Here is a 14561-nt window from a genome sequence, read left to right on the forward strand (position 1 = left end):
CCTTTCCTTGTATCTATCCGTTACTCATAGCTAGCCAAGCTTGGCAACAATACCGAGAATCAATTGCAGAAACTTCGGTTTGACACGCTCGGTCGTTTCCATGACCTCCTGATGCGATAAAGGCTGATCCAGTATACCAGCAGCCATATTGCTAATGCAGGAAAACCCTAATACTTCAATCCCGGCATGTCGCGCTACTATAACCTCAGCTACGGTGGACATGCCAACCGCGTCAGCCCCCAGCGTGCGCAGCATACGGATTTCTGCTGGGGTTTCATAGGTAGGTCCGGTTAATCCTGCATACACGCCTTCCGGCAGCTTCAGACCCTGCTCTGAGGCGACCTCATGAGCTGTTTGCCGAAGACGGCGGCTATAAGCTTCCGACATATCGGGAAAGCGAACTCCCAGTTCATTGAAATTAGGTCCGATGAGCGGATTGCGGAATGTAAAGTTGATATGATCCTTAATCACCATCAGATCGCCGACCTCATACGAGGTGTTAACCCCGCCTGCTGCATTTGTCACGATCAGGGTTTGCACACCCAACTCCTTCATCACCCTGACCGGGAATGAAACCACATCAACCCCGTAGCCCTCATACAGATGAAAACGTCCCTTCATCAAGAGCACGTGTTTACCGTGAATGGTTCCGAGCAGCAGTTCACCTGCATGCCCTTCGACAGTTGACACCGGAAAATGCGGAATATCATGATAAGCAATCACCGTTGCATTCTCTACCAATTCAGCTATTACACCCAGGCCTGACCCAAGGATCAGACCGATTTGCGGTGCAGTTGGATATTGGGTACGAATATATTGTGCGGCTTCCTTAATGCTCCCGAGCAATGCTTGATCTCCCATCGCTTTAAGCCTCCTCTATAATTAATCTGTTCTCGCACGTCCAGCCTGTATGTAAGGACGACTATTCGTCCGTCTTCAATTCCTGTAAAAAGCTTACCCCGTTACCAGTCGATGCAGTACCAAAATTGTCCGCTACCGTCGCTCCTAAATCGGCAAAGGTTTGGCGTATGCCAAGCGATCCTCCGTGTTTAAAGCTCGGGCTGTACGCAAGCAGCGGCACGTATTCACGAGTGTGATCTGTTCCTGCATGAATCGGATCGTTGCCATGATCAGCGGTCAAAATAAGCAGGTCATCTGGTCCGATCTGCTCCATAATGCGCGGCAGCCATTCGTCAAATTCCCGGAGTGCGTCTGCATAACCAACAGGATCGCGTCGATGACCGTATAAAGAATCAAAATCAACCAGATTCGTAAACAGCAAGCCATGAAATGGCTGCTTGAGCTGCTCGATTGTTGCTTGTATACCATCCAGATTGCTTTTGGTCGGACGGGAATGCGTGATGCCTTCCCCGGAAAAGATGTCATTGATTTTACCTACAGCGATACAATCCAGTCCTGCCTCCTGCAAATAATTAAGAACAGTGGACTGTGGCGGCTTTACCGCGTAGTCATGCCGATTCGGTGTCCGCTTGAAGGCTCCAGGCTTGCCGATGTAGGGCCGCGCAATCACACGTCCCACAGCGTAAGGCTCCTCCAAGGTCAATCTGCGTGCAATCTCGCATGCTCGGTACAGCTCGTCAAGCGGAATGATCTCTTCATGCGCAGCAAGCTGAAACACACTGTCCGCAGAGGTGTAGACGATCCAATCTCCGGTTGCCATCTGCTGTTCCCCAAGCTCATCCAATATCTCTGTCCCCGAAGCGGGTTTATTACCAAGTACCTTGCGACCGGTTTCCTGTTCAAAGCGCTCAAGCAATTCATCAGGAAATCCATCCGGGAATACATTGAATGGAATGCTCACACGAAGTCCAGTAATTTCCCAATGTCCTGTCATAGTGTCCTTACCGACTGAAGCTTCAGCCATCTTGCCAAAGTAAGCAAGGGGTTGATCTACGGCGGCTATGCCTTGAATCGGCGCTATGCGGCCAAGTCCCAATTGCTCCAGATGAGGCAAGGCAAAGCCTTGATTACGATCTGCGATATGTCCTAACGTATGGGCTCCCACATCTCCAAAGGCCACTGCATCTGGAAGCTCTCCTATACCAACACTGTCCAATACGATGATGCAAATACGTTGAAAACTCAATCCAGCCACCTCCAATAGTGAAAATCCCACCTTTTTGCTATTATCGCAAAACGGTGGGTCGTTTGCAAAGCACTTATTCAGATATGGAATAATGCAAATCTTCCTTAAGCATAGCTTCCGCGACTTCATAGCAGTTATCCAGATAGGATTTGCCTGCCATATAGGTGATACCAAAACCTGCCGTTGCGGAAATAGCTTGTCCGATAAATGGAATATATTTGGACAGCTGCTGTGCTGCTACGTGGCCGGCCTGCTTTTCCAGTAAATGAATAACCCCTTGGGTCGAAACGGATTTGAGAATATTATTGGCTACATTCGCAAGATGCGGATATAGATGCAGCCTCGACTTCAGCTTATCTTCGGACAGATCGAAATTTTTTCTGATCTGCATAAACATCTTCTGCAAAATGCCGATGTCGATCGCTATATTCAGCCCCGGAATCGGGTTCAGGCCATTTGCAGCGGCTGCAGCGGCCGTCAAGGATATGAACTTTTTACAAGCTTCTTTTTTTTTCTTCAAAAAATCCAGCGAGTACGCTTTTGCATTGCGTTCCCATTTGGCTCTTTTGGAAGCGGACAGCCTATTCTCAATTTCCTCAATCAGTTCCCCGACCCCTTCACCGGTAACACAGCTCGTAAAAATAAGCCTCGTATCCACTCCATAGCGCTGAGCCACCGCTTCGCGAATTTCAGCTTTCAAGTCGTCTTTTGTTTTGAGTCTCTTCGTATCAAACAGCGTGTCCGAGTAATTTCTCACAAAAATGCACGGCTTTCCTTTTTCTATAATTTTATTAAATAGCTCATCATCAGCCTGATGAAATTTGCCCGAAAATACGCAAATAAAGAGATCATATTTATCCAGTGTAAATCGCTGCCAATATTCATTAGCCGGGAACTGACTCGTTCCAAAACCCGGAAGATCAGTCAATAGCAGCGAATCATCCTCACCCCACACGACGCTTCCTTCTTCAGTTGTTGTATCTGTACGGGTCGACACCTCGGCCACATTCTCACCGATAATGGCATTGATCAAAGATGATTTGCCGGAGCCTGGCTGACCGAATAAAGCGATGTTGATTTTCGTGTTTTTTTCCTTGCCCAGCTCATTTATGATTTCTTGTATATTGTTGAACGATGCAGGATTCAGCTCTGTCAATTGAAATCACCTCATTCTCATTATGTAGGTTCATTACCCAATCCTTTAAGATTCGACGTTACACGCTTATATCCTTCGAGTCTGCCGCCAAGATTATACAAAAGGCCACCTAATGGAATAGGCAGCCTGCTTTATCAATTATACATTATTGCATCTGTTCCTTGCTTTTGGCTCTCGGATGAGCGCGATCGTACACTTCCTTCATTTTATTACGGTTGACCTGCATGTAAATCTGGGTTGTTGATATATCCGCATGGCCCAGCATCTCCTGAACAGAACGCAAATCCGCTCCATTTTCCAATAAATGCACCGCAAACGAATGTCTCAAGGTATGAGGTGTAATTTCCTTGACGATTTTGGTTTCTGCGGCATACCGCTTAATAATTTTCCAGAAGCCCTGGCGTGTAATTCTCGTACCCAGATGACTAACAAACAAGGCTTGCTCTTCTTTGGATTGCTTGAGCATCTTCGGTCTCATGATCTTGATAAAAGAGCCAACGAATTCTGCCGCGATGCCTCCAAGCGGAATAATCCGTTCCTTGGATGCTTTTCCTACACAGCGGATAAAGCCCACGTCGAGATTCACATTGTCCACATCCAGAGAAATCAGCTCCGAGACCCGAATTCCGGTTGCATACAGCAGCTCCAGCATCGCTTTATCGCGCATCCCGTTAGGTGTATTCGTCAGTGGGGAGTCCAGCAACGACTCCATCTCCCCAATCGTCAGTACGTTCGGCGCACGCTTCTCCAGCTTGGGAATTTCCAGCTGCATCGTAGGATCTTGATCAACGATACGCTCGCGCACAAGAAATTGATAAAACGCGCGAATGGACACCACCGTTCTGGATTGAGTAGCTGTCGCTCGTCCCAGCTGCTTTAAATGCAGCAAATAATTAGCTATATGTAATTTTTTTGTGTCCTTCAATGTCAAAAATCCCTGTTCACCAAGATAATCGAGATACTGGGAAATATCTCTTTTATAGGATTCCAATGTATTCTTCGACAGTCCCCGCTCTTCGGACAAAAAATGTACAAAATCATGCAATTGGTTTTTCATGCAAAATTCCCTTCCTATTGTCAACCCTATACCACATACTCTTACTGTCTAGAACAAATTCAACATGGAAGATCAGAATCCTTCTTATTTTGTCAAAAGCTTATTCGCCAAGCCAATAAAACAGCTTCAAGCGCTCACCCATAGGCCCCTGATCCGTTAGCTTGGTATGGTTTTGAAATACCTTCACCGATCCGCCGACCGGCTCCTTATACTTCTCCACCGGCTTGATCCATTCGGTCACAAACAGCATCATATGGTACAAAATTGAAGTCAGCACTAAAAAAAACAAAATATACTTCCCCCGAATTAACCAGTCGCGAACATAAATGATCATAGGATAACCTCCTGTGAGTTTTATTAGGAAGCTTGCTTTGCGTTAGCAAAATGAGCATCTAAGTTTTGCAAAGCAAAACTTCTCCTTCTACCTACCACTCTCTTAAAAGTTCGGTGAATGGAAAGCGGAGTGGCCAGTGTGATCTGGAGAAGCGGAGCGCTCGCCTTTGTTTTCGAATTTCAACCTATACATCATTTATACAATCAGGAAATTCGAAAACAACAGCGATCAGAAGAGCACTCTGGCCGCGCAGCGGCACTTTATTCACCAAAACTTTCTCACTCTCATTTTATGCCTTCCTGTCCACATTTATGTTCCCTTGTCCTGATCACCAGACAGCAGGATATCCAACTCTACCCACGGTAGCTTCAAGGCTTCAGCAACTGCAGCATGCGTAACATGCCCCTGGAAAGTATTCACACCCGGTCGCAGCTCAGGATGTACGCGTATCGCTTCTCCAAGCCCCTTCCCGGCGAGCTCGGAAGCATAAGCCAACGTGACATTCGTCAGCGCCATTGTAGACGTCCTAGGTACGGCTCCAGGCATGTTGGCCACAGCGTAATGGATAACACCATGCTTGACGTATACAGGATCGCTATGTGTAGTTACCCGATCGATGGTCTCTATGGTACCTCCTTGATCTACAGCCACATCGACTATTACCGAGCCCTGCTTCATTTGCTGAACCATTTGCTCGGTAACCAGCTTTGGCGCTCGTGCGCCAGGTATCAGCACAGCACCGATTAACAAGTCTGCTCTTTTTACAGCGCTCGCAACATTGTAGGGATTGGACATCAGTGTACGGAGTCTTCCTTGAAACACATCATCCAGATAGCGAAGCCGATCTGTACTGCGGTCGATAATGAGGACATTAGCCCCAAGCCCCATCGCCATCTTGGCCGCATTGGTTCCTACAACCCCTCCACCCAAAATAATGACATCAGCAGGCGGCACGCCTGGAACTCCACCCAGCAATATGCCCCTTCCCCCATTTAACCGTTCCAAAAACTGCGCTCCGATCTGAACTGACATCCTTCCTGCTACCTCACTCATCGGAGTAAGCAATGGCAAGCTTCCGTTCGTCATCTGGATCGTTTCGTATGCAACTCCGGTTACATGAGACTTAATTAGCGCTTCAGCTAGCCTCGACTCGGCAGCCAAATGCAAATAGGTAAACAGTAACAAATCCTTTCTAAAGAAACCGTACTCTTCTGGCAATGGCTCCTTGACCTTCATAATCATATCGGCTTGGCCCCATACATCGGCTGCTTGATCCAGTACTTCTGCACCTTCATTCAAGTAGTCCTGATCCGTAAATCCACTACCCTCGCCGGCCCCTGATTCCATCAGCACCCGATGCCCCTGCACATGCAGATAGGCTGCGCCTCCTGGCGTTAACGCGACACGATTTTCGTTATTTTTGATTTCCTTGGGTACCCCTATGATGCTGTGATGTCCTGTCATTGATTCCAACTCCTCTCGAAAGATCAGCCAGCTTATGAAATCCTAATCACCCTAATTTCCCCTATTTGCCCGTCAATTAATCTTATTTTAAGTGTATTCGCAATCTTTGAAATTGGAGTCTCCAGCGTGTTATACTTTTAATATTCATCATAGCAACCGAAAGGAATTGGCTCTATTTATGAAAAAAATAACTTCAGAGCTCCGCAGCTGGGTTAGTTCGATCGGAATAGCTTTTGGTTGTGCAATGTTAATTGGAGTATTTATTATTCAACCGACCAATGTTCTCGGCCATTCCATGGACCCAACCCTTCATGACGAGCAACGCATCTTCGTTTCCAAAATCTCGCACACCTTGAATCAAGAACCCAAATACGGGGATATCGTCATTATTGACAGCCGTGTAGACCGCACACGCAATCTGATTGATGATTTAGCCGAGCATCCCTTAATTACTTTATTTACAGGAAACAGTGACCGCAGCTTTTATATTAAACGTGTCATCGGCAAACCAGGTGATGTGCTTGAATTTAAAGACCATAAGGTATTTCGCAATGGGGTCGCATTGGACGAGCCTTACCTGAACGAGCAAATGAACTATACGTCCGAGCACTCCATCACAGTTCCCGCCAAACACCTTTTTGTCATGGGTGATAACCGCAACAACAGCAAAGACAGTCGCAGCATTGGATTTATTCCACTGGACCACGTACTCGGAACCAAAATGTAAGAAACTGAAATAAACCGCCAGATGGCGGCAAAAAACCTTCTCACACTTGTGAGAAGGTTTTGTTTGATATTATGAATTGTTTTTGTCACGGCAGCGATGGCAGATACCCTGGAAATCCAATCGATGGTCGAGAACTTTAAAGCGGTACTCGCTCTCCACTCGCTCTTCCAGCTCTGTCAGCCAGTCTTCCATGATTTCATCCACAGTTCCACACTGCACACAGATTAAATGATGATGATGATGACGATTACTTTCATTACGAAGATCGTAACGGGCTACTCCGTCACCGAAATTCATTTTTTCAACCACATGCAGTTCACTCAACAATTCAAGTGTGCGATATACGGTTGCAAGGCCGATTTCAGGCGCCTTGTCTTTGACGAGCATGAACACATCCTCGGCACTAAGATGATCCTCTTCATTTTCCAACAACACACGAACCGTAGCTTCTCGTTGAGGAGTTAGCTTATAGCCATGTGATTGGAGCTGCTGCTTAATTTTTTCGATGCGAGCTTCCATGTTCCTCCCCCTACGGGTTTTGCGACAACAAAACCTGCTACATAAGCTATTGCATCCCGTTATACATAACAAAATAGACCGGGAAATCTGCTGGGCTTCATCTTATATTATAGGGGGAGGAATGCCGGAAAGTCAAACATTTACGGAGTCATCGTAATCAGCATGGGTGTTACCCACTTCATCATAATCGGTGAAACGCTAGCTTCGAACATTGCGACACCCGCCAGTAACAAGCCGGAGAGTAAAATAGTTCCAGCATAACGCATAAAAGGCTCATAAAACATCCCGTTTCGAACCATCAACCGATTTTTGACCAAATGGATGGAAAAAGCTATTGCAGTCACACTGCACACCCATAAAGCAGGTATGACGATCAAATTTTGCGGCGCAATCGATACAAGAGCAAACAAAAGACCCTTCCAGGCAAATTGCCCGACCAGATAACTGACGCTGAAGCCGATCAGCACCCCTTTTAAAAAATCAAGGATAAGGATTAATGGCAGCCCGATTACGGACATACCCAGCACCCATATAATTAAAATCCACTTCATATGCAAACCGAATGACTGGAGGAATGTAGTTCTGACATCCGCCAAGGCCCCTTGCTCCACCGATGAAAAAAAATTGCCTATGAAGCGCATAATCTCCTGCTTTTGCTCCAAAGACAGCGCCCCCGCCATCACGGTTCCGAAAACAACACCTGTAAGAAAAATCACTCCGACAAAAATATACAGCGACAGATGCTCTTTCATATAGAGCTCCATTGAACGATTACGGTTCATGGTGTTGGCCCCCCTTGCACGTTTATAGTACAAGCATATGAGGAGACAGCATCTGTTATGACTAACTGGCTAGGATTTATCGGTGTGAACCATTGCCTGAGTATCTACAGCTTTACCACGTGAATGATTCACCACTTTACCGTATTGCCCCCCACCGCCTGTCTGAAGAGTCAGCTTATCCTCGCGGGCCTGGATGATGAAATCAGCAATATCCTCACCCACCGTCTCCAGCAATTGCTGATGGGTAACATGATGCAATACACGCATCTCTGTTCCGAATTGCTCCAATAGCAGATTCAGCTTTCTGGGACCGAGGCCAGGCATATATTCCAAAGGCACCTGATAGTGATAAGGAGGTCGGCTCGGCGGTTCGGTCATTACATTCTTAGCTGATGAATCTGTCGATGCACTGTCAGCAGCCAGTGAACGATCCGCGATGTCCAGAATACGATCCATCACGCCGCGTACGACTTTCTTGCTGCCACAAAAGATGCACCGCTCAACAGTCGTTTCCCGCTCATCTAGAATCGTACTGCATGCTGAGCAGTAGGTTCGGTGATACTTGCCAAGACGAGGATTCAGGCCATAATTAGCTAACACAGATCTCCCATCCTGGTTCGCCAAGGCTTTACGCAGCTCTTCAAAATTCGGTTCCGCCAGCTGCAGCACGTTGTATTCACGACCGATTTTGGCCAAAGAATGTGCATCCGAATTGGTCAGAAACGTATATCGGTCAAGCTCCGATATCACTCCAGCCATGTCCGAATCAGCGCTTAAGCCCAGCTCAACAGCAGCAATCTTGTCCAGGTCCAGCACATGCTCCATCCGTGTGGAACAGCTACCGTACATGCTTTTATGTGGAGTGAAGATATGTGCAGGAACCAGCAATCCGCCGCGGCCCACAACTTCATCCTGAAGTACCTTGGCAGGAACATAGATCCGCTGCGAGCTGAGTCCTACATTTTTCATATGCTGGGACATCCAACATGTAAACTCCTGCATCTTAGCCAGTGTTGGCAAATAAGCCAACAAGTGCGCAGTGCCCATACCAGGATCACGAATCTCTATCTCACTGCCTAATATGACCGTTGAATGATGGTAGCGAATCCCACCTTCAGCAAGCTCCTCCATTTCGCCTTTATCCAGATAATGCTGCATTTCCCGCTGAACAGCAGGGGATTGACAGTCGATGATACCTACCATATCCATTCCTTTACGATCAGATGCTTCACGGGCAATGTTATAAAACGTCAGATCCTTGGACCCGCTAATTTTTACGGCCTGTCCTTCTTCGGTTCGTCCAATATGAATGTGAAGGTCTCCGTAAAACGGTCTCAGTTCCATCTTAGAAGCTTCCTGTCAGCTTATATACCTGCCATGCATACACAGCGGTAATCGTTTTGGCATCGCTAATCCGCTGCTCACGCATGTATTGCTGAGCTTGCTCGAGCGTGATGCTCTCCACGTCAAGAAATTCGTCCTCATCGAGATGGGCGTCGCCTTTGGTTAGCTGGTCGGCCACATACAAATGAATGATTTCATCGGCAAAGCCCGGGGAAGTGTAAAACGAACACACCAGCTTCATCGTATCACAGCTATACCCTGTCTCTTCTTCCAGCTCCCGCTTGGCCGCTTCCAACGGATCTTCACCGGCATCAAGCTTGCCTGCTGGAATTTCGATCTGGTTTCTTTCCAGCGGTTTGCGATACTGCTCCACTACGAGCATCTTATCGTCCACTAATGCTAATACGGCTACTGCTCCCGGATGCTTGACGATCTCGCGTGTAGCTGTCTTGCCGTTAGGAAGGCGGACTGTATCCACCTGCAGCGAAATGATTTTACCTTCAAAAATCGGTTGGGTAGAAAGCGTAACTTCTTCAAATTTATTATTATTTATTTGCGACATCGATGATTCCTCCGTTTTAAATAACTCAATTTGCTGTAATACTAATAACAGACACTTGACTTAAGGTTTCATTATATCATAGTCACATCCTTGTTATATAGCAGGGTCCGTCGACTCCAATATAAATAAATGACATAATTGCTCCCGGCAGCACATACGGTGTAAAGATCCTATTTTACCGGAAAAGAGGGACAAGATCATGAAAACCTATGTATCCGAAAAGCAAATTAGTATGGTGGGACAAGTATGGGAAATTCGTAGATATTTGCAATTGGCGCAACGGAAGCGTTCCGAGGACACGAGTCTTTTGACGTATTTGGCAGAACAAACCGATTATACCCATACTAATTCCGTGTCTCCAGCCAATAGTCCCATGCAGCCTCCACAGCCGTCCCTATTCCTGCAAAATATGTAGGATCCGCCGACAATCCCCTACCCATTGTAAGTATAGATAAGGCATACGGGGCTATAGCGGCCTCCCACAAGGACCCAGATACCGGAGTACGCCATTCAAGCTCGTGCTTGTGTGATAACAATGCTTGTTCTGCTTGCTGCCTAAGGTACGCACCCTGCTCGTGTTGAAGGTTAGGTAGAACCACTCTGCATCCGGTAGCAGCGATATCTTGCAAAACGGTTAAGGTATGATGGCTGATCCCGTGATGACTGGGACGTGAGTCGGCAAAGCTGATTCTGGGAATAAGCCATGGGAAGCCACCCAAAGCTATTGAGGCATTCATGAGCTCTCCTGTCTCCAATCCGCTGAAGCCCAGCCTCGTACCTGTACCAACACTTCCCGGTCCCATCGTAACGATTACTATATCGGCCTGTAATACATGCTTGGCAGCCAATAACGCTGTATATTTGTTAACGGCTTCTACATCACCTCCATAAGCATGACCATATGTAACAGTACCGACAAGCCAGTTCAGCTTACGCAGCTCGGCTATATGACGGCTGAATGCAATCGGCAGTGCCCCGCCATCCGACATGACATAGACAATACGGCACGCGATTCCGAATTCGCGCGAAAGCTGTTGAAGCCGGCATACCGCAGCAGGCAGCATACTGTGCAGCTCACCGATAAGCACAGGCACCCCCTGCAGTGATTGCCTGTGCTTAAACATCGTGTGATATGGACTAGCCGGCTCCTCAACCGCGAGTACCGGACGCTGCAGTGATGTATACCGCAGCTTCATAATATGTCCGCGGCTACGATCTATCGGTTTGGAATCGAATAGGCATGAATGACACTGGACTTGTTCAAATGCACTTAAGGCATTTGCCTCACAAGTTTCTTCGCCATTTCTTGGCATAACAGCATGGACAATATGATACCCTCCTGTACCCAATTTTAACGAAACAGCTGTTGTATTCAACAGCACTTGATCGTTGACTGTCACCTGACAATGATCGTCTGTATAGTGAATTGCTTTGCTAACAGATCCATTCTGCATCTTGACATTTAGCTCTTGCAAACCATGGCGGTGTTCCAAGATCTGAGTCACTATAGCAATCTCCCATTGCACTTGTGTTCACCCTCCTACAGCTTTCATGTACGACTCATATTCCAGCACTGTGTATTAACTATATGAAGGACTCGCAGTTCGAATGATTGCAACACAACATTTATTGAAGCTTTCGCGAGCAACAAGAAATCGAATTCAACCCAAAAAAACCGTCAATCCAGATACTGGAATGACGGTTTGCTTTGTATACGATTTTCGTGGTGTTGTGGATTATTGCTGCTCTGCTACATCTTTAATAATTTGAACCACTACTTCTGCTACCTTCACCATATCCTTAATAGCGATTTGCTCTGCTGTCGTGTGGATATGCTCATATCCAACGGCCAGATTCACTGTAGGAACGCCCATACCGTTGAAAACATTGGCATCGCTGCCTCCTCCGGAGTGGAAGGTTGTAGGACTTAGACCGATTTTCTTCATTGCGTTCATAGCAAGCTTCACGACTGGTGCCTCTTCGTCAAACATATATGCCGGATAGATCAACTCGCTATGAAAGTTAAGCTTAGCCCCCATCTCTGCCGCGGCTTCCTCACACGCCTTGCGCATAGCCTCCACTTGGCGATCCAGCTTATCCTGAACGATACTGCGCGCCTCGGCCTCAAGCTCTACATGGTCTACGACAATATTCGTTGCGCCATTCACACCACCCGCAAATCGACCGATATTAGCCGTTGTTTCTTTATCTATACGTCCAAGCGGCATCCGTGCAATGGCTTTGCTCGCAACCGTTATAGCACTGATACCCGCTTCCGGATTAACCCCGGCATGTGCGGAACGTCCGGAAAAGCCTATGATGATTTTGGCCTGTGTAGGCGCGGCTACGGCAATATCTCCGATATTTCCATTGGAGTCCAGCGCATAGCCAAAATCAGCTTCCATCCAGCTCGGACTCATGGCACGAGCACCCTTCAATCCGGCTTCCTCGCCTGCCGTAATGACGAACTGAATTTGCCCATGCTTGATGTTCTGCTCCTTCAGCACCCGGATAGCCTCGAACATCGCGGCTAAGCCTGCTTTATCATCACTGCCAAGAATCGTGGTTCCATCACTGCGGATAATTCCATCTTCACCAATCTGTGGCTTGATACCTTTTCCTGGTGTTACTGTATCCATGTGCGAGGTAAAAAATAATCTCGGAACCTTAGCATCCGTTGTTGCTGCCAATGTGCAAATCAGATTGCCGGAGCCGTGTCCGATCTGGGCCGCTACATCATCCTCCACAACCTTTAACCCAAGTGCTGTAAACTTTTGCTTCAAGACCTTGCTAATTTCCTGCTCGAACCTAGTTTCACTATCCACCTGAACCAACTCAATGAATTCCGATACCAATCTTTTTTCCTGAATCATCTCTTTCCTCCTCAGCATGATTTAAGTTAAAATAGAATTATACGATCAAGCCCATATAAGGAGTTGAACTTCATGCGCAACAAACTGGTATTCAAAATTATTATTTACGCAATGTTAGCTTCCATGCTATTGTCCACCATATTGTTTTCCTTAAACTCGTTTTTGTAGGAACCTATCACCTAGTACAATTTGGTTTCCTGGTTATACGACTCCAGGTTCTCTTTAATTCGCTGCAGGAATCGGCCGCATATAACACCGTCCAGAATCCGATGATCCAGGGACAAGCACAAGTTGACCATGGAACGTACAGCAAGCATATCCTGAATAACGACCGGTTTTTTTACAATCGATTCAAAGGTTACAATCGCCGCTTGTGGGTAATTGATGATTGGGTAGGATAATATGGAACCAAAAGCACCTGTGTTATTGACCGTAAACGTACCACCCTGCATATCACTCAGCGTCAACTTGCCGGCTCTGGCTTTTCGGGACAACTCGTCGATTTCCCGGGCTAGACCGGCAATGCTTTTTTGATCAGCCTTTTTAATGACAGGGTTGACGACAAAATCCTCCGTCCCGACGAGAAGCGTAAGATTGATATCGCGTTTCACGATTATTTTGTCCACGGCCCATACCGAGTTCATGATCGGGAAATCTTTAAGGGCACTGACAACAGCCTTCAACAAAAAGGAAAGATAAGTCAGGTTGATCCCTTCCTGCTTTCTGAAATCATCCTTCAGCTTATTACGGAGCTGTACCAGATTCGTAACGTCAACCTCGATCATCGTCCAGGCATGAGGGATTTCGCTCACACTCTGGCGAGTCCGGCTGGCAATCATATTACGAATCGGAGTCACATCGATAAAATATTCATTCCCCGGTTCTCCGGTTGGCTCCTCCACTTCAATCTTGGGCAAGGTCGGATTCTCAGAGAGGTGAATACCTGTCGTTCTCACCATATTTCTACGTGTTTTGAGCTGCTCCGCTTCCTCAGCCGCTGCATTTCCAGATGAGCGCTCTGCTGCCTGATGGTTCGCACCCGCCACTTGCGTATTCTGCTTGCTGGCATACTCCTCAATATCCTTACGCGTGATACGACCGCCTAAGCCTGTGCCTTGAACATTTTCAAGACGAATGCCATACTCTCCTGCAAGCTTTAACACCGAAGGTGAATAACGGCTCCGCATACTCGTATCCGCTGCCTCAGACACATGATTCACGCTGCTGGCAGCTGACTGGGATGGTTTAGGCGTTGTAGACGCGTTCTCTCTTTGGAGGCTGGCCGGTTCTTCAATCAGGCATATCGCTTCACCTACTGCAGCTGTCTCACCGTCTGCTACCAGAATCTGTACCAGACGCCCTGCGATGGGCGAAGGCATTTCTGTAGTTACCTTCTCGGTAATCAACTCACATAATGCATCATATTCCTCTATGTAATCACCGGGCTGCTTAAGCCATTTACCGATGGTCGCCGCAACAAGACTTTCCGCCAGATGCGGAACAGTCACTTCGGTTCCTCGTGTGTTTGGATTCATTGGGTTTCCCTCCTAAGGACTTTCTGTTAAGAAAGTCTTCATCGTAAGCGTAAAACTTTGTTTTCCGTAGGAAAACTATCTTCGTAAGCATAGGCTGGACT

Annotated in this window: 16 protein-coding genes; 3 read left to right on the forward strand and 13 right to left on the reverse strand. The window is 47.1% G+C overall.

The window, feature by feature from the left end; all coding sequences use genetic code 11:
- Window positions 1-30: 30 nt before the first annotated feature.
- The 6 genes from BK127_RS01360 to ald form a co-directional block, all read right to left on the reverse strand.
- A complete protein-coding gene (locus tag BK127_RS01360; RefSeq protein ID WP_076227784.1) occupies window positions 31-861 on the reverse strand; it encodes a purine-nucleoside phosphorylase in 831 nt (276 codons plus the stop codon).
- 61 nt (window positions 862-922) lie between these two features.
- The gene (gene deoB, locus BK127_RS01365) at window positions 923-2107 is read right to left on the reverse strand and encodes a phosphopentomutase (protein ID WP_076228366.1); all 1185 of its coding nucleotides are present in this window, start codon (window positions 2105-2107) and stop codon (window positions 923-925) included.
- 73 nt (window positions 2108-2180) lie between these two features.
- A complete protein-coding gene (locus BK127_RS01370; protein ID WP_076227787.1) occupies window positions 2181-3263 on the reverse strand; it encodes a GTPase domain-containing protein in 1083 nt (360 codons plus the stop codon).
- 145 nt (window positions 3264-3408) lie between these two features.
- Complete coding sequence (gene xerD, locus BK127_RS01375) at window positions 3409-4320, reverse strand: site-specific tyrosine recombinase XerD (protein ID WP_076227789.1); 912 nt, start codon at window positions 4318-4320, stop codon at window positions 3409-3411.
- Between the two features lie 100 nt (window positions 4321-4420).
- Window positions 4421-4654 (reverse strand): DUF4227 family protein, encoded by a 234-nt coding sequence (locus BK127_RS01380; protein WP_076227791.1) that lies wholly within the window; start codon window positions 4652-4654, stop codon window positions 4421-4423.
- 309 nt (window positions 4655-4963) lie between these two features.
- The gene (gene ald / locus BK127_RS01385) at window positions 4964-6118 is read right to left on the reverse strand and encodes an alanine dehydrogenase (protein ID WP_076227793.1); all 1155 of its coding nucleotides are present in this window, start codon (window positions 6116-6118) and stop codon (window positions 4964-4966) included.
- 178 nt (window positions 6119-6296) lie between these two features.
- Between ald and lepB the strand changes: the two genes are divergently transcribed.
- On the forward strand, window positions 6297-6845 hold the full coding sequence (gene lepB / locus BK127_RS01390) for a signal peptidase I (protein ID WP_076227795.1): 549 nt from the start codon (window positions 6297-6299) through the stop codon (window positions 6843-6845).
- Between the two features lie 69 nt (window positions 6846-6914).
- Here lepB and fur read toward each other — a convergent pair whose 3' ends face one another.
- The 4 genes from fur to BK127_RS01410 form a co-directional block, all read right to left on the reverse strand.
- Window positions 6915-7364: a ferric iron uptake transcriptional regulator gene (gene fur, locus BK127_RS01395; RefSeq protein WP_076227797.1), complete on the reverse strand. Its 450-nt coding sequence runs from the start codon at window positions 7362-7364 to the stop codon at window positions 6915-6917.
- Between the two features lie 140 nt (window positions 7365-7504).
- Entirely contained in the window at window positions 7505-8146 is a 642-nt protein-coding gene (gene spoIIM / locus BK127_RS01400) for a stage II sporulation protein M (protein WP_076227800.1), read from the reverse strand.
- Between the two features lie 69 nt (window positions 8147-8215).
- On the reverse strand, window positions 8216-9490 hold the full coding sequence (locus tag BK127_RS01405) for an endonuclease Q family protein (RefSeq protein ID WP_076227802.1): 1275 nt from the start codon (window positions 9488-9490) through the stop codon (window positions 8216-8218).
- A gap of 1 nt (window position 9491) precedes the next feature.
- Window positions 9492-10052, reverse strand: a complete 561-nt coding sequence (locus tag BK127_RS01410; RefSeq protein ID WP_076227804.1) for an NUDIX domain-containing protein — start codon at window positions 10050-10052, stop codon at window positions 9492-9494.
- A gap of 199 nt (window positions 10053-10251) precedes the next feature.
- Between BK127_RS01410 and mciZ the strand changes: the two genes are divergently transcribed.
- Window positions 10252-10467: a Z-ring formation inhibitor MciZ gene (gene mciZ, locus BK127_RS45655; RefSeq protein ID WP_076227806.1), complete on the forward strand. Its 216-nt coding sequence runs from the start codon at window positions 10252-10254 to the stop codon at window positions 10465-10467.
- On the opposite strand, the gene BK127_RS01420 is transcribed toward mciZ, so the two are convergent.
- Complete coding sequence (locus tag BK127_RS01420; protein ID WP_076227808.1) at window positions 10397-11578, reverse strand: DUF3866 family protein; 1182 nt, start codon at window positions 11576-11578, stop codon at window positions 10397-10399. The genes mciZ and BK127_RS01420 overlap by 71 nt on opposite strands.
- Before the next feature lie 210 nt (window positions 11579-11788).
- Window positions 11789-12925 carry a M20/M25/M40 family metallo-hydrolase gene (locus BK127_RS01425; RefSeq protein WP_076227810.1) on the reverse strand — a complete coding sequence of 379 codons (1137 nt, stop codon included), beginning with the start codon at window positions 12923-12925 and terminating at the stop codon, window positions 11789-11791.
- Between the two features lie 72 nt (window positions 12926-12997).
- Here BK127_RS01425 and prli42 point away from each other — a divergent pair, with 72 nt between their 5' ends.
- A complete protein-coding gene (gene prli42 / locus BK127_RS43535) occupies window positions 12998-13093 on the forward strand; it encodes a stressosome-associated protein Prli42 (protein ID WP_179097345.1) in 96 nt (31 codons plus the stop codon).
- Between the two features lie 11 nt (window positions 13094-13104).
- Here prli42 and BK127_RS01430 read toward each other — a convergent pair whose 3' ends face one another.
- Complete coding sequence (locus tag BK127_RS01430; RefSeq protein WP_076227812.1) at window positions 13105-14460, reverse strand: dihydrolipoamide acetyltransferase family protein; 1356 nt, start codon at window positions 14458-14460, stop codon at window positions 13105-13107.
- Window positions 14461-14561 lie beyond the last annotated feature (101 nt).

The organism is Paenibacillus sp. FSL H7-0331 (genome assembly GCF_001956045.1).